This is a genomic window from Streptomyces sp. NPDC013157, assembly GCF_042899865.1.
GTDB lineage: Bacteria > Actinomycetota > Actinomycetes > Streptomycetales > Streptomycetaceae > Streptomyces.
The window spans coordinates 184,885-203,374 of record NZ_JBIBAK010000011.1 but is presented as its reverse complement, the minus strand read 5'-3'; the positions used below and the strand labels follow the sequence as shown (position 1 = coordinate 203,374).

The window sequence follows — 18,490 nt, the reverse complement described above, 5'->3', positions numbered from 1 at the left end:
CTATATCCAGTCCTCCGGTTCCGGCTCCGCGTCCATCTCGGGCCAGTGGTCCTCGTCCCCGGTCCCCGTCGTCGCGGGGGCCGGGGTGGTGGCCGGCGTCTTCAGGGCGGCCAGTGCCCCGAGTACGCCCTCTCCGTAGGTCATGAGCTTCTTCTCGCCGACGCCGCCGATGGTGGCGAGTTCGGCGACGGACTCGGGCCACCGGCTGACGATCTCCCGCAGGGTGGCGTCGTGGAAGATCACGTAGGCGGGTACGCCCTGTTCGCGGGCCTGCTCGGCGCGCCAGGCGCGCAGGGCCTCGAAGGCGGGGAGCAGTTCCTCGGGCAGCTCTGCCACGACTGCCTTCGCCTTGCTCTTGCCGGAGGATCCGGAGCCTCCGGTCGCTCGCGAGACCGCCGGTTTCTTCGGTTCCTTCCGCAGCGGGACCTCGCGTTCCCTCCGCAGGACCGTCCCGCTGGCCTCGGTGAGCACCAGGGTGCCGTACTCGCCCTCGACCGCGAGCAGTCCCTGGGCGAGCAGTTGCCGGACGACGCCCCGCCATTCGCCTTCGTCGAGGTCGGTGCCGATGCCGAAGACGGACAGCTGGTCGTGGTCGAACTGGATGACCTTGGCGGTGCGCTTGCCGAGCAGGATGTCGACGATCTGGACGGCACCGAACTTCTGCCCGCGTTCGCGCTGGAGGCGTACGACGGTGGAGAGGACCTTCTGTGCGGCGACGGTGCCGTCCCAGGTCTCGGGCGGGGTGAGGCAGGTGTCGCAGTTGCCGCAGCCCGCGGGGTCGGGGTCCTGGCCGAAGTAGTTGAGGAGTTGCCCGCGGCGGCACTGGGCGGTCTCGCACAGGGCGAGCATGGAGTCGAGGTGGGCCTGGGCGCGGCGGCGGAAGGCCTCGTCGCCCTCACCGGACTGGATGAGTTTGCGCTGCTGTATGACGTCGTTGAGGCCGTAGGCCATCCAGGCGGTGGAGGGCAGGCTGTCGCGGCCGGCGCGGCCGGTCTCCTGGTAGTAGCCCTCGACGGATTTGGGCAGGTCGAGGTGGGCGACGAAGCGGACGTCGGGTTTGTCGATGCCCATGCCGAAGGCGATGGTGGCGACGACGACCAGGCCGTCCTCGCGCAGGAAGCGGGACTGGTGGGCAGCGCGGGTGCCCGCGTCGAGGCCGGCGTGGTAGGGCACGGCGTCGATGCCGTTGCGGGTCAGGAATTCGGCGGTGGCTTCGACGGACTTGCGGGAGAGGCAGTAGACGATGCCCGCGTCGCCTTCGTGTTCCTGGCGGAGGAAGGCGAGGAGCTGTTTCTTGGGGTCGGCCTTGGGGACGATCCGGTACTGGATGTTGGGCCGGTCGAAGCTGGCCACGAAGTGCCGGGCCGTCGGCATGTGCAGCCGCTGGGTGATCTCCTGGTGGGTGGCGTGGGTGGCGGTGGCCGTGAGCGCGATGCGCGGGACGTCGGGCCAGCGCTCGCCGAGGAGGGAGAGGGTGAGGTAGTCGGGGCGGAAGTCGTGGCCCCACTGGGAGACGCAGTGCGCCTCGTCGATGGCGAAGACGGCGATCTTGCCGCGGGTGAGCAGGTCGAGCGTGGAGTCCAGGCGGAGCCGCTCGGGGGCGAGGTAGAGCAGGTCGAGCTCGCCCGCGAGGAACTGGGCTTCGACCACGCGCCGCTCGTCGAAGTCCTGGGTGGAGTTGATGAACCCGGCGTTGACGCCAAGGCCGCGCAGGGCGTCCACCTGGTCCTGCATGAGGGCGATGAGCGGTGAGACCACGATGCCCGCACCGGGTCTGACCAGGGCGGGGATCTGGTAGCACAGTGATTTTCCGCCGCCGGTGGGCATGAGGACGACGGCGTCGCCGCCCGCCACCACATGGTCGATGATCGCTTCCTGCTCACCCCGGAAGGCGTCGTACCCGAAGACCCGGTGCAGCGTGGCCAGTGCCTCGCTGTCCGCCGGGCCGTGCGCCTGTGGCGCCCCCGGCGTCTCGGTCGTCCCTGGCATCTCGTCGGTCCCGCCCGTCCCGCCCATCGTCGTGTCCCCCGTACGTCGTCCTTCGACCACTGCCTCCACGATAGGGGTCCGGACCGACAGCGCCGGAGTTATCCACAGGCTGCCCGCCCGGGAGAGGGGTGCGAGTGCGGGGTTCCCCCGTCCGGCGGTGTCCTCAGTCCTTTGGCGGTCTTCGCGTGGCGGCCGGGGAGAGGCGCGGGCGATGCTGCACGGGCGGGACCGGGGAGGCCCGTGTTGTACGGAGGTGCCGCTCGCGTGCCTCTTCCGCCCCAAGGAGCTTCAGGATGTCTCTCAGGTCCCGCATCGCCGGCGCCGTTCTGGCGCTGGCCGTGCCGTTCGCTCTGGCCGCGGTTCCCGCCGGCGCGGCTCCCGTCCCCGATTCCGACCCGTTCCTGTGGACGGATCTGACCCCGACGTACACGGCGACGGCGGACTACCAGTACGAGCCGTTCGCGGTCACGGACGGGTACGCCCGCCCCCCGGCCGGCTCCTGCGACAAGGACACCCGGAACAACAAGGGTGGCGCGGGCTACCACTACGTGAGGACCGCAGGTGTCGGCAGTCTGGACCCGGCCGAGCCCGCGGGTCTCCTCTACGAGACCGACGCCGACGGTGGCCGGGCCCTGGCAGGGGTGGAGTGGATCGTGCGGGTGGGGACCGGGACCGCGGCGCCGACGCTGTTCGGGCAGCCGTTCCAGGGGCCGACGACCGTGCCGGGTGTCACGGGGCCGGTGTACACGCTGCGCGCGTGGATCTGGAAGGACAATCCGAGCGGTCTGTTCGCGCAGTGGAATACCACGGTGACGTGCCCGTAGCCGCGTAGCCATAGCCATGGCGGCGGTGTCCCGGTGGCGGTGTGCCGCGTACGCGCGCGTGGGCCCCGGTTCCTGTGCGGGGAACCGGGGCCCAGGGGCGCACGGAAGGCTTCAGCGCACGAACACTCCCGCCTGGCTGGCGAGGTTCAGGAAGTACTGCGGTGCCACGCCGAGTACCAGGGTGACGGCGACGCCCAGGCCGATCGCCGCCATGGTGAGCGGGGAGGGCACGGCGACCGTGGGCCCCTCGGGCCTCGGCTCGCTGAAGAACATCAGGACGATCACGCGGATGTAGAAGAACGCGGCGATCGCGGACGAGATCACACCGATCACGACGAGCGGGACCGCCCCGCCCTCGGCCGCCGCCTTGAAGACGGCGAACTTTCCGGCGAAGCCGGAGGTCAGCGGGATGCCCGCGAAGGCCAGCAGGAAGACGGCGAAGACGGCTGCCACGAGCGGTGAGCGGCGGCCGAGGCCTGCCCACTTGGACAGGTGGGTGGCCTCGCCGCCCGCGTCGCGCACCAGGGTGACCACGGCGAACGCTCCGATGGTCACGAAGGAGTAGGCGGCCAGGTAGAAGAGGACGGACGACACGCCGTCCTTCGAGGTCGCGATGACACCGGCGAGGATGAATCCGGCGTGTGCGATCGACGAGTAGGCGAGGAGCCGCTTGATGTCGGTCTGGGTGATCGCGACGATCGCGCCGCCCAGCATGGTGATGATCGCGACGCCCCACATGACCGGCCGCCAGTCCCAGCGCATGCCGGGCAGGACGACGTACAGGAGGCGCAGCAGTGCGCCGAAGGCGGCGACCTTGGTGGCGGCGGCCATGAAGCCGGTCACCGGGGTGGGCGCGCCCTGGTAGACGTCGGGGGTCCACATGTGGAAGGGGACGGCGCCGACCTTGAAGAGCAGGCCCATGACGACCATGGCGGCGCCGATGAGGAGGAGCGCGTCGTTGCCCGTGGTGTTGGCGAGGGCCGGGTCGACGTTGGTGACGGTGCCGTCGACGACCTGGGCGATGGTGGCGTACGACACCGAGCCGGCGTAGCCGTAGAGCATGGCGATGCCGAACAGGGTGAACGCGGAGGCGAAGGCGCCGAGCAGGAAGTACTTGACGGCGGCTTCCTGTGACATGAGGCGCTTGCGGCGGGCCAGGGCGCACAGCAGGTAGAGCGGGAGGGAGAAGACCTCCAGTGCCACGAAGAGCGTCAGCAGGTCGTTGGCGGAGGGGAAGACCAGCATGCCGGCGATGGCGAAGAGCAGGAGCGGGAAGACCTCGGTGGTGGTGAAGCCGGCCTTCACCGCGGCCTGTTCGCTGTCGCTGCCGGGCACGGAGGCGGCCTGGGCGGCGAAGGAGTCGACGCGGTTTCCGTGGGCCTCGGGGTCGAGGCGGCGTTCGGCGAAGGTGAACAGGCCGACGAGGCCGGCCAGCAGGATCGTGCCCTGGAGGAACAGGGACGGTCCGTCGACGGCGATGGCGCCCATGGCGGCGATGTGCGCCTTGGTGGTGCCGTATCCGTCGGCGGCCAGGGCGACGACCGCCGCGAAGGCGGCGCACAGGGCCACGGCGGAGACGAACACCTGGGCGTAGTAGCGGGACTTGCGCGGTACGAACGCTTCGACCAGTACCCCGACGATCGCCGCGCCGACGACGATCAGGGTGGGCGACAGCTGCCCGTATTCGATCTTCGGGGCCGGGATCTTCGAGATCGGCTCGGCTGCGGTTGTCCACAGGCTGTGGACGGCTGCTGCGCTCACTTGGCCGCCTCCACTGCGGGCTTGGGGTCGGTCTTGTGTACGTCCGACATGGTCTGTTTGACCGCCGGGTTGACGATGTCCGTGACGGGCTTCGGATAGACGCCCAGGAAGATCAGCAGGACGATCAGCGGGGCGACCACGACGAGTTCGCGTGCCTTCAGGTCGGGCATCGCGGAGACCGCCGGTTTCACCGGCCCCGTCATCGTCCGCTGGTAGAGGACGAGGGTGTAGAGCGCGGCGAGGACGATGCCGAAGGTGGCGATGATCCCGATGGCCGGGTAGCGGGTGAACGTGCCGACCAGGACCAGGAATTCGCTGACGAAGGGCGCAAGGCCGGGCAGGGACAGGGTGGCCAGGCCGCCGATCAGGAAGGTGCCGGCGAGGACCGGGGCGACCTTCTGCACACCGCCGTAGTCGGCGATGAGCCGGGAGCCGCGCCGGGAGATCAGGAAGCCGGCGACCAGCATCAGGGCGGCGGTGGAGATGCCGTGGTTGACCATGTAGAGGGTGGCGCCGGACTGGCCCTGGCTGGTCATCGCGAAGATACCCAGGATGATGAACCCGAAGTGGGAGATGGACGCGTAGGCGACCAGCCGCTTGATGTCGCGCTGCCCGACGGCGAGGAGTGCGCCGTAGATGATGCTGATCAGGGCGAGGACGAGGATGGTGGGTGTCGCCCACTTCGACGCCTCCGGGAAGAGCTGGAGGCAGAAGCGGAGCATCGCGAACGTGCCGACCTTGTCGACGACCGCGGTGATGAGGACGGCGACGGGGGCGGTGGACTCCTGCATGGCGTTGGGCAGCCAGGTGTGCAGCGGCCACAGCGGCGCCTTCACCGCGAAGGCGAAGAAGAAGCCGAGGAACAGCCAGCGTTCGGTGCTGGTGGCCATGTGCAGCGTGCCGTTGGCGCGGGCCTGCGCGATCTCGGCGAGGGAGAAGTTCCCGGAGACCGTGTAGAGGCCGATCACCGCGGCCAGCATGATCAGGCCGCCGACCAGGTTGTAGAGGAGGAACTTCACGGCCGCGTACGACCGTTGCGTCGACGCGGCCTCCTCGCCCTGTGCGTGGGCGTGGTCCCCGAAGCCGCCGATGAGGAAGTACATCGGGATGAGCATGGCTTCGAAGAAGATGTAGAAGAGGAAGACGTCGGTGGCCTCGAAGGAGATGATCACCATCGCCTCGACGGCCAGGATCAGGGCGAAGAAGCCCTGGGTGGGCCGCCACCGCTTGCTGCCGGTCTCCAGCGGGTCGGCGTCGTGCCAGCCGGCCAGGATGATGAACGGCATCAGCAGGGCGGTCAGGGCGAGCAGGGCGACCGCGATGCCGTCGACGCCCAGTTCGTAGCGGACGCCGAAGTCACTGATCCAGGCGTGGGACTCGGTGAGCTGGTAGCGGGCGCCGCCAGGGTCGAAGCGGACCATGACGATGATCGCCAGGACGAGCGTGGCGAGCGAGACCAGCAGCGCGAGCCATTTTGCGGCGGTGCGCCGGGCGGCCGGTACGGCGGCCGTGGCGACCGCCCCGACGGCCGGGAGGACCGCCGTCGCTGTCAGCAGAGGAAAGGACATCGGTATCAGACCGCCCTCATCAGCAGGGTCGCGGCGACCAGGAGGGCAGCGCCGCCGAACATCGAGACCGCGTACGAGCGCGCGTAGCCGTTCTGGAGCTTGCGCAGTCGGCCGGAGAGCCCGCCGAAGCCCGCCGCCGTGCCGTTGACGACGCCGTCAACCAGGGTGTGGTCGACATATACAAGGGAGCGGGTGAGGTGTTCGCCGCCGCGGACCAGGACGACGTGGTTGAAGTCGTCCTGGAGGAGGTCGCGGCGGGCCGCGCGGGTGAGCAGCGAGCCGCGCGGGGCGACGGCGGGGACGGCGCGGCGGCCGTACTGGAGGTAGGCGATGCCGACACCGATGATCAGGCAGACCATGGTGGCGCCGGTGACGACGCCCGCGCTGATCGGGGAGTCGCCCTCGCTGTGGCCGGTGATCGGCTCCAGCCAGTGCAGGAAGCGGTCGCCGATGCTGAAGAAGCCGCCGGCGAGGACCGAGCCGACCGCCAGGACGATCATCGGGATGGTCATGACCTTCGGGGACTCGTGCGGGTGCGGCTCGTGGCCGTGCTCGTCGGGCTGCCAGCGCTTCTCGCCGAAGAACGTCATCAGCATCACGCGCGTCATGTAGAAGGCGGTGATGGCCGCGCCGACCAGGGCGCAGGTGCCGAGGATCCAGCCCTCGGTGCCGCCCTTGGCGAACGCCGCTTCGATGATCTTGTCCTTGGAGAAGAAGCCGGACAGGCCGGGGAAGCCGATGATGGCGAGGTAGCCGAGGCCGAAGGTGATGAAGGTGACGGGCATGTATGTGCGGAGGCCGCCGTACTTGCGCATGTCGACCTCGTCGTTCATGCCGTGCATGACGGAGCCGGCGCCGAGGAAGAGACCGGCCTTGAAGAAGCCGTGCGTCACCAGGTGCATGATCGCGAAGACGTAGCCGATGGGGCCGAGGCCGGCGGCGAGGACCATGTAGCCGATCTGCGACATGGTCGAGCCGGCGAGGGCCTTCTTGATGTCGTCCTTGGCGCAACCGACGATCGCACCGAAGAGGAGGGTGACGGCGCCGACGACGGTGACGACCAGCTGGGCGTCGGGGGCCGCGTTGAAGATGGCTCCGGAGCGGACGATGAGGTAGACGCCCGCGGTCACCATGGTCGCCGCGTGGATGAGGGCGGAGACCGGGGTCGGGCCTTCCATGGCGTCCCCGAGCCAGGACTGCAGCGGTACCTGGGCGGACTTGCCGCAGGCGGCGAGCAGCAGCATCAGGCCGATCGCGGTGAGCCTGCCCTCGGAGGCGTCGGTGGCGTGGCTGAGGACCGGGCCGAAGGCGAACGTGCCGAACGTCGTGAACATCAGCATGATCGCGATCGACAGGCCCATGTCGCCGACGCGGTTGACGATGAAGGCCTTCTTGGCCGCGGTCGCCGCGCTGGGCTTGTGCTGCCAGAAGCCGATCAGCAGGTAGGAGGCGAGGCCGACGCCCTCCCAGCCGACGTACAGCAGCAGGTAGTTGTCGGCGAGGACGAGCAGCAGCATCGCCGCGAGGAACAGGTTGAGGTAGCCGAAGAAGCGGCGGCGGCGCTCGTCGTGCTCCATGTACCCGACGGAGTACAGGTGGATGAGCGAGCCGACGCCGGTGATCAGCAGGACGAACGTCATCGACAGCTGGTCGAGGCGGAAGGTGACGTCCGCCTGGAAGCCCTCCACCGGCACCCAGGTGTACAGGTGCTGCATCAGGGTGCGGTGCTCGGGGTTCTTGCCGAGCAGGTCGGCGAAGAGGATGACGCCGAACACGAAGGACGTCGTCGACAGGATCGTGCCGACCCAGTGTCCTACGGCGTCCAGGCGTCGGCCGCCGACGAGCAGGACGGCCGCTCCGAGCAGAGGCGCCGCGATGAGCAGCGCAATCAGGTTCTCCACGATTCAGCGACCCCTTACAGCTTCATCAGGCTGGCGTCGTCGACCGAGGCCGAGTGGCGGGTACGGAACAGCGACACGATGATCGCGAGCCCGACCACGACCTCCGCGGCGGCGACGACCATCGTGAAGAAGGCGATGATCTGGCCGTCGAGATTGCCGTGCATCCGGGAGAAGACGACGAACGCGAGGTTGCAGGCGTTCAGCATGAGCTCGATGCACATGAAGACGACGATCGCGTTCCGTCTGATCAGCACACCGGTGGCGCCGATCGTGAACAACAGGGCGGCGAGGTAGAGGTAGTAGACGGGGTTCACTTCGACGCCTCCTCGCTGCGCTTGAAGTGCGCGGGCTCGACCGGGGTCCGCTCCAGCCGTTCCTCGGAGCGCTGTTCCAGGGCTCGCAGGTCGCCGAGCGCCTCGGCGGACACGTCACGGATCTGGCCGCGGTCGCGGAGTGTCTTGCTGACGGTGAGCTCGGACGGGGTGCCGTCGGGGAGCAGGCCGGCGATGTCGACGGCGTTGTGCCGGGCGTAGACGCCGGGGGCGGGCAGCGGCGGCAGGTGCTTGCCGTCGCGGACGCGCTGCTCGGACTGCTCGCGCTGGGTCTTGGCGCGCTCGGTGCGCTCGCGGTGGGTGAGCACCATGGCGCCGATGGCGGCGGTGATGAGCAGGGCGCCGGTGATTTCGAAGGCGAACACGTACTTGGTGAAGATGAGGGCGGCGAGGCCCTCCACGTTGCCGTTGGCGTTGGCCTGGCCGGTGCCCGCGAAGTCCTTCAGGGAGGCGTTGGCGATGCCCGCGAGGAGCAGGACGCCGAAGCCGACCCCGCACAGAAGGGCCAGCCAGCGCTGACCCTTGATGGTCTCCTTCAGGGAGTCGGCGGCGGTCACGCCGACCAGCATCACCACGAAGAGGAAAAGCATCATGATCGCGCCGGTGTAGACGACGATCTGGACGATGCCGAGGAAGTACGCGCCGTTGGCGAGGTAGAACACCGCCAGGACGATCATGGTTCCGGCGAGCGACAGCGCGCTGTGCACGGCCCGCTTCATGAAGACGGTGGACAGGGCGCCGATCACGGCGACGGTGCCGAGGACCCAGAACTGGAAGGCCTCGCCGGTGGAGGTGGCGTAGGCGGCGAGCTGCGGGCTCATGCGTCCACCTCCTGGTCCTGCTCCCCGGGCTTCTCACCCTTGGAGACGGCCACCTGGCGTACGGTGCCGGGCGCGGCCTCGGTGACCAGGCCCCGGTAGTAGTCCTGTTCGTCGGTCCCGGGGAAGATCGCGTGGGGCGAGTCGACCATGCCGTCCTCGAGGCCGGCGAGGAGCTGTTCCTTGGTGTAGATGAGGTTGGCGCGGCTGCTGTCGGCCAGTTCGAACTCGTTGGTCATCGTGAGCGCGCGCGTGGGGCACGCCTCGATGCACAGGCCGCACAGGATGCAGCGGGCGTAGTTGATCTGGTAGACGCGGCCGTAGCGCTCGCCGGGCGAGTAGCGTTCCTCGTCGGTGTTGTCGGCGCCTTCCACGTAGATGGCGTCGGCGGGGCAGGCCCAGGCGCACAGCTCGCAGCCGACGCACTTCTCCAGGCCGTCCGGATGGCGGTTGAGCTGGTGCCGTCCGTGGAACCGCGGGGCCGTGGTCTTCGCCTGTTCCGGGTACTGCTCGGTCAGCCGCTTCTTGAACATGGCCTTGAAGGTCACGCCGAAGCCGGCGACGGGGTTCTGGAAACCGGGCTTGGTCTCCTTGGGCTCCTCAGCCATCGGACGCCTCCTTTCCATCCGTAGGTCCGTCACTGACAGTGTCCGGTCCGCCACTGACAATCAGCTCCCGCTCCCGGCGCGGGGTGCGCCGGGGCACCGGCGGCAGTTCCTGTCCGGGCAGCGGCGGTACGGGGAAGCCGCCTGCCATCGGGTCGAACGCGACCGGTTCGGCGGCGGGCTGTGCGGCCTCCTTGCCCTTGTCGCGGAAGATGTCGACGACGAAGGACAGCAGGAACAGGGCGAGGACTCCGCCGCCGACGTAGAGGGCGATGTCGGCGAAGTCGTAGTTCTGGTTGCGCAGGGTCCGCACCGTCGCGACGAGCATCAGCCAGACGACGGAGACCGGGATGAGGACCTTCCAGCCGAGCTTCATCAGCTGGTCGTAGCGCACGCGCGGGAGGGTGCCGCGTACCCAGACGAAGCCGAACAGCAGCAGGACGACCTTGGCGACGAACCAGAGCATCGGCCACCAGCCGTGGTTGGCGCCCGCCCAGACGGTGCTGATCGGCCAGGGGGCCCGCCAGCCGCCGAGGAACAGGGTGGTCGACACGGCCGAGACCGTCACCATGTTGACGTACTCGGCGAGCATGAACATCGCGAACTTGATCGACGAGTACTCGGTGTTGAAGCCGCCGACCAGGTCGCCCTCGGACTCGGGCATGTCGAAGGGGGCGCGGTTGGTCTCGCCGATCATGGTGACGACGTAGAGGATGAACGAGACCGGCAGCAGCAGGATGTACCAGCGGCCCTGCTGCTGGTCGACGATCGTGGACGTCGACATCGACCCGGAGTACAGGAACACGGAGGCGAACGCGGCGCCCATGGCGATCTCGTAGGAGATCATCTGGGCGCAGGAGCGCAGGCCGCCGAGGAGCGGGTAGGTGGAGCCGGAGCTCCAGCCGGCGAGGACGATGCCGTAGATGCCGACGGAGGCGACCGCGAGGATGTAGAGCATCGCGATCGGCAGGTCGGTGAGCTGCATCGTGGTGCGGTGGCCGAAGATGGAGATCTCGTTGTCGGCCGGGCCGAACGGGATGACCGCGATGGCCATGAACGCCGGGATGGCCGCGACGATCGGCGCGAGGACGTAGACGACCTTGTCGGCGCGTTTGACGACGACGTCTTCCTTGAGCATCAGCTTGATGCCGTCGGCGAGCGACTGGAGCATGCCCCAGGGGCCGTGCCGGTTGGGGCCGATGCGCAGCTGCATCCAGGCGACGACCTTGCGCTCCATGACGATGGAGATCAGCACGGTCACCATCAGGAAGGCGAAGCAGAAGACCGCCTTGATGACGACCAGCCACCAGGGGTCGCGGCCGAACATGGAGAGGTCTTCTGCGGCGAGGTACGGGCTCATGCCTCCACCTCCTTGGGTGCCTCACCGGCGGTGGCCGCCGGGCCGATACGGACGAGGGAGCCGGGCAGCGCCCCGGTGTCGGAGGCAACGCCGCCGCCGGCCGAGTTCAGCGGGAGCCAGACCACGCGGTCGGGCATCTCGGTGATCCTGAGCGGGAGTTCGACGGTGCCGGAGCCTGCGGTGACGGCGAGGAGGCCGCCGTTCTCGACGCCCGCCTCGGCGGCAGTCGCCGCGGACAGGCGCGCGTGGGCGGCGTGCCGGGTGCCTGCCAGTGCGTCGTCGCCGTCCTGGAGGACGCCCTGGTCGAGGAGGAGCCGGTGCCCGGCGAGCACGGCCTCCCCGGCGGCGGGCCTGGGCAGTGATGCCGCCGTCTCCAGCGGTCCGGAGGCCTTGGGTCCGTCCCAGGCGCCGAGCCGGTCCAGTTCCGCCCGCGCGGTGCGCAGGTCGGGCAGACCGAGGTGGACGTCCATGGCGTCGGCAAGCATCTGCAGCACGCGCGCGTCGGTGGGCGGGAGCCGCCGGGTCATCTGCTCGGGCTTGAGGGCGGCCTCGAAGAGACGCGCCCTCCCTTCCCAGTTGAGGAAGGTGCCGGCCTTCTCGGCGACCGCGGCGACCGGCAGGACGACGTCGGCGTGCTCGGTGACCTCGCTGGGCCGCAGCTCCAGCGAGACCAGGAAGCCGACGGCTTCGAGTGCCGCACGCGCGCGTGCCGGGTCGGGCAGGTCGGCGACCTCGACGCCGGCGACCAGCAGGGCGGAGAGTTCGCCGCGGGCGGCGGCCTCGACGATCTGGCCGGTGTCGCGGCCGTAGCGGAGCGGGAGTTCGGAGACGCCCCAGGCGGCGGCGACCTCCTCACGCGCGCGTGGGTCGGTGGCCGGACGGCCGCCTGGCAGCAGCGACGGCAGCGCACCGGCCTCGATCGCGCCGCGCTCACCGGCCCGGCGGGGGATCCACACCAGCTGGGCTCCGGTGGCGGTGGCGGCCCGTACGGCGGCGGTGAGGCCGCCGGCGACCGACGCCAGCCGCTCCCCTACGACGATCACCGCGCCGTCGGTGCGCAGTGCCTCGGCGGCCCGGGCACCGGACTCCTCCAGGCCGACGCCGCTCGCGAGGGCGTCCAGCCACTCGGTCTCGGTGCCGGGCGCGGCCGGCAGCAGCGTGCCGCCGGTCTTCTGCAGCCCGCGCGTGGCGTACGTGGCGAGGGAGAACACCTGCTGCTTGTGCTTGCGCCAGGCCTTGCGCAGCCGCAGGAAGACGCCGGGCGCCTCCTCCTCCGACTCGAACCCGACCAGGAGGACGGCGGGCGCCTTCTCCACGGAGGTGTAGGTGACGCCCGTACCGTCCAGGTCGCGACCGCGGCCCGCCACCCGCGCGGCCAGGAAGTCGGCCTCCTCGCTGCTGTGCACGCGCGCGCGGAAGTCGATGTCGTTGGTGTCGAGGGCCACGCGCGCGAACTTGCTGTACGCGTAGGCGTCCTCGACCGTGAGCCGGCCGCCGGTGAGGACGCCGGCCCGGGAGCGGGCGGCGGCCAGGCCCTGGGCGGCGGCTTCGAGGGCCTCCGGCCAGGAGGCGGGTTCTAGGACGCCCTGTGCGTTGCGGACGAGCGGGGTCTCCAGGCGGTCCTTCTGCTGCGTGTACCGGAACGCGAAGCGTCCCTTGTCGCAGATCCACTCCTCGTTGACCTCGGGGTCGTTGGCGGCGAGCCGTCGCATGACCTTGCCGCGCCGGTGGTCGGTGCGGGTGGCGCAGCCGCCCGAGCAGTGCTCGCACACCGACGGCGAGGAGATGAGGTCGAAGGGCCGGGAGCGGAAGCGATACGCCGCCGAGGTCAGCGCGCCGACCGGGCAGATCTGGATGGTGTTCCCGGAGAAGTACGACTCGAACGGATCGCCCTCGCCGGTGCCGACCTGCTGCAGCGCGCCGCGCTCCAGGAGTTCGATCATCGGGTCGCCGGCGACCTGGTTGGAGAACCGGGTGCAGCGGGCGCACAGCACGCACCGCTCGCGGTCGAGGAGCACCTGGGTGGAGATCGGGACGGGCTTCTCGTAGGTGCGTTTGCGGCCGTCGAAGCGGGACTCGGCGTTGCCGTGCGACATCGCCTGGTTCTGCAGCGGGCACTCGCCGCCCTTGTCGCAGACCGGGCAGTCCAGCGGGTGGTTGATGAGCAGCAGCTCCATCACGCCGTGCTGGGCCTTCTCGGCGACGGGCGAGGTGAGGTGAGTCTTCACCACCATCCCGTCCGTACAGGTGATCGTGCAGGAGGCCATGGGCTTGCGCTGGCCCTCGACCTCGACGATGCACTGGCGGCAGGCGCCGGCCGGGTCGAGCAGGGGGTGGTCGCAGAAGCGCGGGATCTCGATGCCGAGCTGTTCGGCGGCGCGGATGACCAGGGTGCCCTTGGGCACGCTGATCTCGATGCCGTCGATCGTCAGCGTGACGAGGTCCTCCGGCGGGACCGCCGCCGTTCCCCCCGAGGAGGGGGAACTCGTGGTCACGGTCATGCGTTCACCTCCGGGCGGTCCGCCCAGGCCGTCGACTTGGCCGGGTCGAAGGGGCAGCCCCGGCCCGTGATGTGCTGTTCGTACTCCTCGCGGAAGTACTTGAGCGAGGAGAAGATCGGGGACGCTGCGCCGTCGCCGAGGGCGCAGAAGGACTTGCCGTTGATGTTGTCGGCGATGTCGTTCAGCTTGTCGAGGTCGGACATCACGCCCTTGCCGTCCTCGATGTCGCGCAGCAACTGCACGAGCCAGTAGGTGCCTTCGCGGCAGGGGGTGCACTTGCCGCAGGACTCGTGGGCGTAGAACTCGGTCCAGCGGGTGACGGCGCGGACGACGCAGGTGGTCTCGTCGAAGCACTGGAGTGCTTTGGTGCCGAGCATGGAACCCGCGGCGCCGACGCCCTCGTAGTCGAGCGGGACGTCGAGGTGCTCGTCGGTGAACATGGGGGTCGAGGAGCCGCCCGGGGTCCAGAACTTCAGTCGGTGGCCGGGGCGCATCCCGCCGCTCATGTCGAGGAGCTGGCGCAGGGTGATGCCGAGCGGTGCCTCGTACTGGCCGGGGCTCGCGACGTGGCCGCTGAGGGAGTAGAGCGTGAAGCCGGGCGACTTCTCGCTCCCCATCGACCTGAACCATTCCTTGCCCTTGTGCAGGATGGCGGGAACCGAGGCGATGGACTCGACGTTGTTCACAACAGTCGGGCAGGCATAGAGCCCTTCGACAGCCGGGAAGGGAGGACGGAGCCGCGGTTGACCACGGCGGCCTTCGAGCGAGTCGAGCAGTGCGGTCTCCTCACCGCAGATGTACGCGCCGGCGCCGGCGTGCACGGTGAGTTGCAGGTCGAGTCCGCTGCCGAGGATGTTCTCGCCGAGGTAGCCGGCCGCGTAGGCCTCACGTACGGCCTCGTGCAACCGACGCAGGACGGGGACGACTTCACCACGCAGGTAGATGAAGGCATGCGACGACCGGATGGCGTAGCACGCGATCACGATGCCCTCGATGAGGCTGTGCGGGTTGGCGAAGAGGAGCGGGATGTCCTTGCAGGTCCCGGGCTCGGATTCGTCAGCGTTGACAACTAGATAGTGCGGTTTGCCGTCTCCCTGCGGAATGAACTGCCACTTCATCCCGGTGGGGAATCCCGCGCCGCCGCGGCCGCGCAGTCCGGACTCCTTGACATAGGCGATCAGGTCGTCCGGTGACATGGCGAGCGCCTTGCGGAGCCCCTCGTATCCCTCGTGCCGCCGGTAGACGTCGAGCGTCCAGGACCGGTCCTCGTCCCAGAAGGCCGACAGCACGGGTGCCAGCAGCTTCTCGGGGCTGGTGTCCTTGAGGTCGGGTACCACCGTCATCACTCCCCCTCCTCAGCGGCAGGCCCTGCCGGGTGCGACGGATCGGAGGCCGAGGTCTCCTGCGGTGCGTCATGGGAACTGAGGTGCTCGGCAGGCGACGGCTCGTGCACCGGCCGGTCCTGCCGTCCCTGCGTCTCCTCCTGCGGACCTCCCCGCGGATGGACCACGCGCGCGGGTGCGGCCTCGCCCCGTGCCAGGCGCAGGCCCACCAGCGACGCGGGTCCCGCGCTACCGCTCTCCTCCACGGCCCCGGGCCGCTCGTCGGGGAAGCCGGCGAGGATCCGCGCGGTCTCCTTGAAGGTGCACAGCCGGGCGCCGCGCGTGGGCTCGACGTCCCGGCCCGCGCGCAGGTCGTCGACCAGGCGCTTGGCGCTGGCCGGGGTCTGGTTGTCGAAGAACTCCCAGTTGACCATCACGACGGGCGCGAAGTCGCAGGCCGCGTTGCACTCGATGTGCTCCAGGGTGACCTTGCCGTCGCCGGTGGTCCCGCCGTTGCCGACGCCCAGGTGCTCCTGGAGGGTCTCGAAGATCGCGTCGCCGCCCATCACCGCGCACAGCGTGTTGGTGCAGACGCCCACCTGGTAGTCGCCAGAGGGCTTGCGCCGGTACATGGTGTAGAAGGTGGCGACGGCGGTGACCTCGGCCGTGGTCAGTTCCAGGACGTCCGCGCAGAACTGCATCCCGGTCCGCGTGACGTGCCCTTCCTCCGCCTGCACGAGGTGCAGCAGCGGCAGCAGGGCGGACCGGGAGTCGGGGTAGCGGGCGACGATGTCGCGCGCGTCCGCCTCCAGGCGGGCCCGGACGTCGTCCGGGTACGCGGGTGCGGGCAGCTCGGGCATGCCCAGGCTGACACCGCGCTCCGAAGAAGAGGTGGTCACCGGTCGACGCCTCCCATCACGGGGTCGATGGACGCCACCGCGACGATGACGTCGGCGACCTGGCCGCCCTCGCACATCGCCGCCATGGCCTGCAGGTTGGTGAAGGACGGGTCGCGGAAGTGGACCCGGTAGGGGCGGGTGCCGCCGTCGGACACGGCGTGCACGCCGAGTTCGCCCTTGGGTGACTCGACGGCCGCGTAAGCCTGCCCGGGCGGGACCCGGAAGCCCTCGGTGACCAGCTTGAAGTGGTGGATCAGGGCCTCCATGGAGGTGCCCATGATCTTCTTGATGTGGTCGAGGGAGTTGCCGAGTCCGTCCGGCCCGAGGGCGAGCTGGGCGGGCCAGGCGATCTTCTTGTCGGCGACCATGACCGGTCCGGGCTGGAGCCGGTCCAGGCACTGCTCGACGATCCCGAGCGACTGGCGCATCTCCTCCAGGCGGACCAGGAAGCGGCCGTAGGCGTCGCAGGTGTCGGCGGTCGGGATCTCGAAGTCGTACGTCTCGTAGCCGCAGTAGGGCTGTGCCTTGCGCAGGTCGTGCGGCAGGCCGGCGGCGCGCAGGATCGGGCCGGTGGCGCCGAGGGCCATGCAGCCGGCCAGGTCGAGGTAGCCGATGTCCTGCATGCGGGCCTTGAAGATGGGGTTCCCGGTGGCGAGCTTGTCGTACTCCGGGAGGTTCTTCCTCATCTTCTTCACGAACTCGCGGATCTGGTCGACCGCACCGGGCGGCAGGTCCTGGGCGAGGCCGCCGGGGCGGATGTACGCGTGGTTCATCCGCAGGCCGGTGATGAGCTCGTAGAGATCGAGAATCATTTCACGATCACGGAATCCGTAGATCATGATCGTGGTGGCGCCGAGCTCCATGCCACCGGTGGCGATGCACACCAGATGGGAGGAGAGCCGGTTCAGCTCCATCAGGAGGACCCTGATGATGTCGGCGCGCTCGCTGATCTGGTCCTCGATGCCGAGGAGTTTCTCGACGGCGAGACAGTAGGCGGTCTCGTTGAAGAAGGACGTCAGGTAGTCCATGCGCGTCACGAACGTGGTGCCCTGCGTCCACGTGCGGAACTCGAGGTTCTTCTCGATGCCGGTGTGGAGGTAGCCGATGCCGCAGCGGGCCTCGGTGACCGTCTCGCCGTCGATCTCCAGGATGAGGCGGAGCACTCCATGGGTGGACGGATGCTGGGGACCCATGTTGACGACGATGCGTTCGTCGTCGGCGCGGGCCGCGGACTGGACGACCTCGTCCCAGTCGCCGCCGGTGACCGTGTATACGGTGCCCTCGGTGGTCTCCCGCGGAGTTGCGTGCTGCGTGCTCATGAGTACGACCTCCGCTGGTCCGGAGCCGGGATCTGGGCGCCCTTGTACTCGACGGGGATGCCGCCGAGGGGGTAGTCCTTGCGCTGCGGATGGCCCTGCCAGTCGTCCGGCATCATGATCCGCGTCAGGGCCGGGTGACCGTCGAAGACGATCCCGAAGAAGTCGTAGGTCTCGCGCTCGTGCCAGTCGTTGGTCGGATAGACGGAGACCAGGGACGGGATGTGCGGGTCGGCGTCCGGGGCGCTGACCTCCAGGCGGATCAGCCGGTTGTGGGTGATCGAGCGCAGGTGGTAGACGGCGTGCAGCTCGCGGCCCTTGTCGTGGAGGTAGTGGACGCCGCTGACGCCGGTGCACAGTTCGAAGCGCAGGGCGGGGTCGTCGCGCAGGGTGCGGGCGACGCGGGGCAGGTGCTCGCGTTCGATGTGGAAGGTGAGCTCGCCGCGGTCGACGACCGTCTTCTCGATGGCGTTGTCCGGGAGCAGTCCCTGCTCCTCCAGGGCGCCCTCCAGCTCGTCGGCGACCTCGTCGAACCAGCCGCCGTAGGGGCGGGTGGCCGGTCCCGGGAGCCGGACCGAGCGGACCAGGCCGCCGTAGCCGGAGGTGTCGCCGCCGTTGTTCGCGCCGAACATGCCGCGCTGGACGCGGATCTCCTCACCGCCCTGGCCGCGGCGGCCGGGGAGGTTGTCGGCGGCGAGGTCCTTCTCGGGGTTGACCCCGTTGTGGCCGTTCGCGTCGCTCACCGCAGCAGCCCCTTCATCTCGATCGTGGGCAGGGCCTTGAGCGCCGCCTCCTCCGCCTCCCGGGCCGCTTCCCTCGCGTTGACGCCGAGCTTGGAGGTCTGGATCTTCTGGTGGAGCTTGAGGATCGCGTCCATCAGCATCTCGGGGCGCGGCGGGCAGCCGGGCAGGTAGATGTCGACGGGGACGATGTGGTCGACGCCCTGGACGATGGCGTAGTTGTTGAACATGCCGCCCGAGGACGCGCAGACGCCCATGGAGATCACCCACTTGGGGTTGGGCATCTGGTCGTAGACCTGCCTGAGCACCGGCGCCATCTTCTGGCTGACCCGGCCGGCGACGATCATGAGGTCGGCCTGGCGGGGTGAGCCGCGGAAGACCTCCATGCCGAAGCGGGCCAGGTCGTAGCGGCCGGCGCCGGTGGTCATCATCTCGATGGCGCAGCAGGCGAGGCCGAAGGTGGCGGGGAAGACGGACGCCTTGCGCACCCAGCCCGCGGCCTGCTCGACGGTGGTCAGCAGGAATCCGCTCGGCAGCTTTTCTTCGAGTCCCAT

At 69.5% G+C, this 18,490-nt stretch carries 15 protein-coding genes; 1 reads left to right on the top strand and 14 read right to left on the bottom strand.

The features are described from left to right. Nucleotides 1-2,016: a DNA helicase RecQ gene (gene recQ, locus ACFY6U_RS30280; protein ID WP_390043465.1), complete on the bottom strand. Its 2,016-nt coding sequence runs from the start codon at nt 2,014-2,016 to the stop codon at nt 1-3. A 266-nt stretch (nt 2,017-2,282) separates the two neighbouring features. On the opposite strand from recQ, the gene ACFY6U_RS30275 reads away from it, so the two are divergent. Continuing rightward, on the top strand, nt 2,283-2,813 hold the full coding sequence (locus ACFY6U_RS30275; protein WP_390043284.1) for a hypothetical protein: 531 nt from the start codon (nt 2,283-2,285) through the stop codon (nt 2,811-2,813). A 111-nt stretch (nt 2,814-2,924) separates the two neighbouring features. Here ACFY6U_RS30275 and nuoN read toward each other — a convergent pair whose 3' ends face one another. From nuoN to ACFY6U_RS30210, 13 genes are read right to left on the bottom strand one after another with little or no spacing between them, the layout of a single operon-like run. Next, nucleotides 2,925-4,574 (bottom strand): NADH-quinone oxidoreductase subunit NuoN, encoded by a 1,650-nt coding sequence (gene nuoN / locus ACFY6U_RS30270; protein ID WP_390043282.1) that lies wholly within the window; start codon nt 4,572-4,574, stop codon nt 2,925-2,927. Next, complete coding sequence (locus ACFY6U_RS30265) at nt 4,571-6,142, bottom strand: NADH-quinone oxidoreductase subunit M (protein ID WP_390043280.1); 1,572 nt, start codon at nt 6,140-6,142, stop codon at nt 4,571-4,573. The genes nuoN and ACFY6U_RS30265 overlap by 4 nt, the downstream gene beginning before the upstream one ends. 5 nt (nt 6,143-6,147) lie before the next feature. Next, the gene (gene nuoL / locus ACFY6U_RS30260) at nt 6,148-8,043 is read right to left on the bottom strand and encodes an NADH-quinone oxidoreductase subunit L (RefSeq protein ID WP_390043278.1); all 1,896 of its coding nucleotides are present in this window, start codon (nt 8,041-8,043) and stop codon (nt 6,148-6,150) included. Between the two features lie 14 nt (nt 8,044-8,057). Next, nucleotides 8,058-8,357, bottom strand: coding sequence for an NADH-quinone oxidoreductase subunit NuoK (gene nuoK / locus ACFY6U_RS30255; protein WP_046726439.1), 300 nt, complete (start codon nt 8,355-8,357; stop codon nt 8,058-8,060). Beyond that, nucleotides 8,354-9,196, bottom strand: a complete 843-nt coding sequence (locus ACFY6U_RS30250; protein WP_390043275.1) for an NADH-quinone oxidoreductase subunit J — start codon at nt 9,194-9,196, stop codon at nt 8,354-8,356. Before ACFY6U_RS30250 ends, nuoK begins: the two co-directional genes overlap by 4 nt. Then, complete coding sequence (nuoI, locus tag ACFY6U_RS30245) at nt 9,193-9,801, bottom strand: NADH-quinone oxidoreductase subunit NuoI (protein WP_390043273.1); 609 nt, start codon at nt 9,799-9,801, stop codon at nt 9,193-9,195. Before nuoI ends, ACFY6U_RS30250 begins: the two co-directional genes overlap by 4 nt. After that, a complete protein-coding gene (gene nuoH / locus ACFY6U_RS30240; protein ID WP_390043271.1) occupies nt 9,794-11,158 on the bottom strand; it encodes an NADH-quinone oxidoreductase subunit NuoH in 1,365 nt (454 codons plus the stop codon). Before nuoH ends, nuoI begins: the two co-directional genes overlap by 8 nt. Then, nucleotides 11,155-13,659 carry an NADH-quinone oxidoreductase subunit G gene (locus tag ACFY6U_RS30235; protein WP_390043269.1) on the bottom strand — a complete coding sequence of 835 codons (2,505 nt, stop codon included), beginning with the start codon at nt 13,657-13,659 and terminating at the stop codon, nt 11,155-11,157. Before ACFY6U_RS30235 ends, nuoH begins: the two co-directional genes overlap by 4 nt. Further along, nucleotides 13,656-15,002, bottom strand: coding sequence for an NADH-quinone oxidoreductase subunit NuoF (gene nuoF, locus ACFY6U_RS30230; RefSeq protein WP_390043268.1), 1,347 nt, complete (start codon nt 15,000-15,002; stop codon nt 13,656-13,658). Before nuoF ends, ACFY6U_RS30235 begins: the two co-directional genes overlap by 4 nt. Beyond that, on the bottom strand, nt 15,002-15,880 hold the full coding sequence (gene nuoE, locus ACFY6U_RS30225; protein WP_390043266.1) for an NADH-quinone oxidoreductase subunit NuoE: 879 nt from the start codon (nt 15,878-15,880) through the stop codon (nt 15,002-15,004). Before nuoE ends, nuoF begins: the two co-directional genes overlap by 1 nt. After that, nucleotides 15,877-17,199 (bottom strand): NADH-quinone oxidoreductase subunit D, encoded by a 1,323-nt coding sequence (locus tag ACFY6U_RS30220; RefSeq protein WP_390043264.1) that lies wholly within the window; start codon nt 17,197-17,199, stop codon nt 15,877-15,879. The genes nuoE and ACFY6U_RS30220 overlap by 4 nt, the downstream gene beginning before the upstream one ends. Further along, on the bottom strand, nt 17,196-17,939 hold the full coding sequence (locus ACFY6U_RS30215; RefSeq protein WP_390043262.1) for an NADH-quinone oxidoreductase subunit C: 744 nt from the start codon (nt 17,937-17,939) through the stop codon (nt 17,196-17,198). Before ACFY6U_RS30215 ends, ACFY6U_RS30220 begins: the two co-directional genes overlap by 4 nt. Beyond that, the gene (locus ACFY6U_RS30210) at nt 17,936-18,490 is read right to left on the bottom strand and encodes an NADH-quinone oxidoreductase subunit B family protein (protein WP_152885510.1); all 555 of its coding nucleotides are present in this window, start codon (nt 18,488-18,490) and stop codon (nt 17,936-17,938) included. Before ACFY6U_RS30210 ends, ACFY6U_RS30215 begins: the two co-directional genes overlap by 4 nt.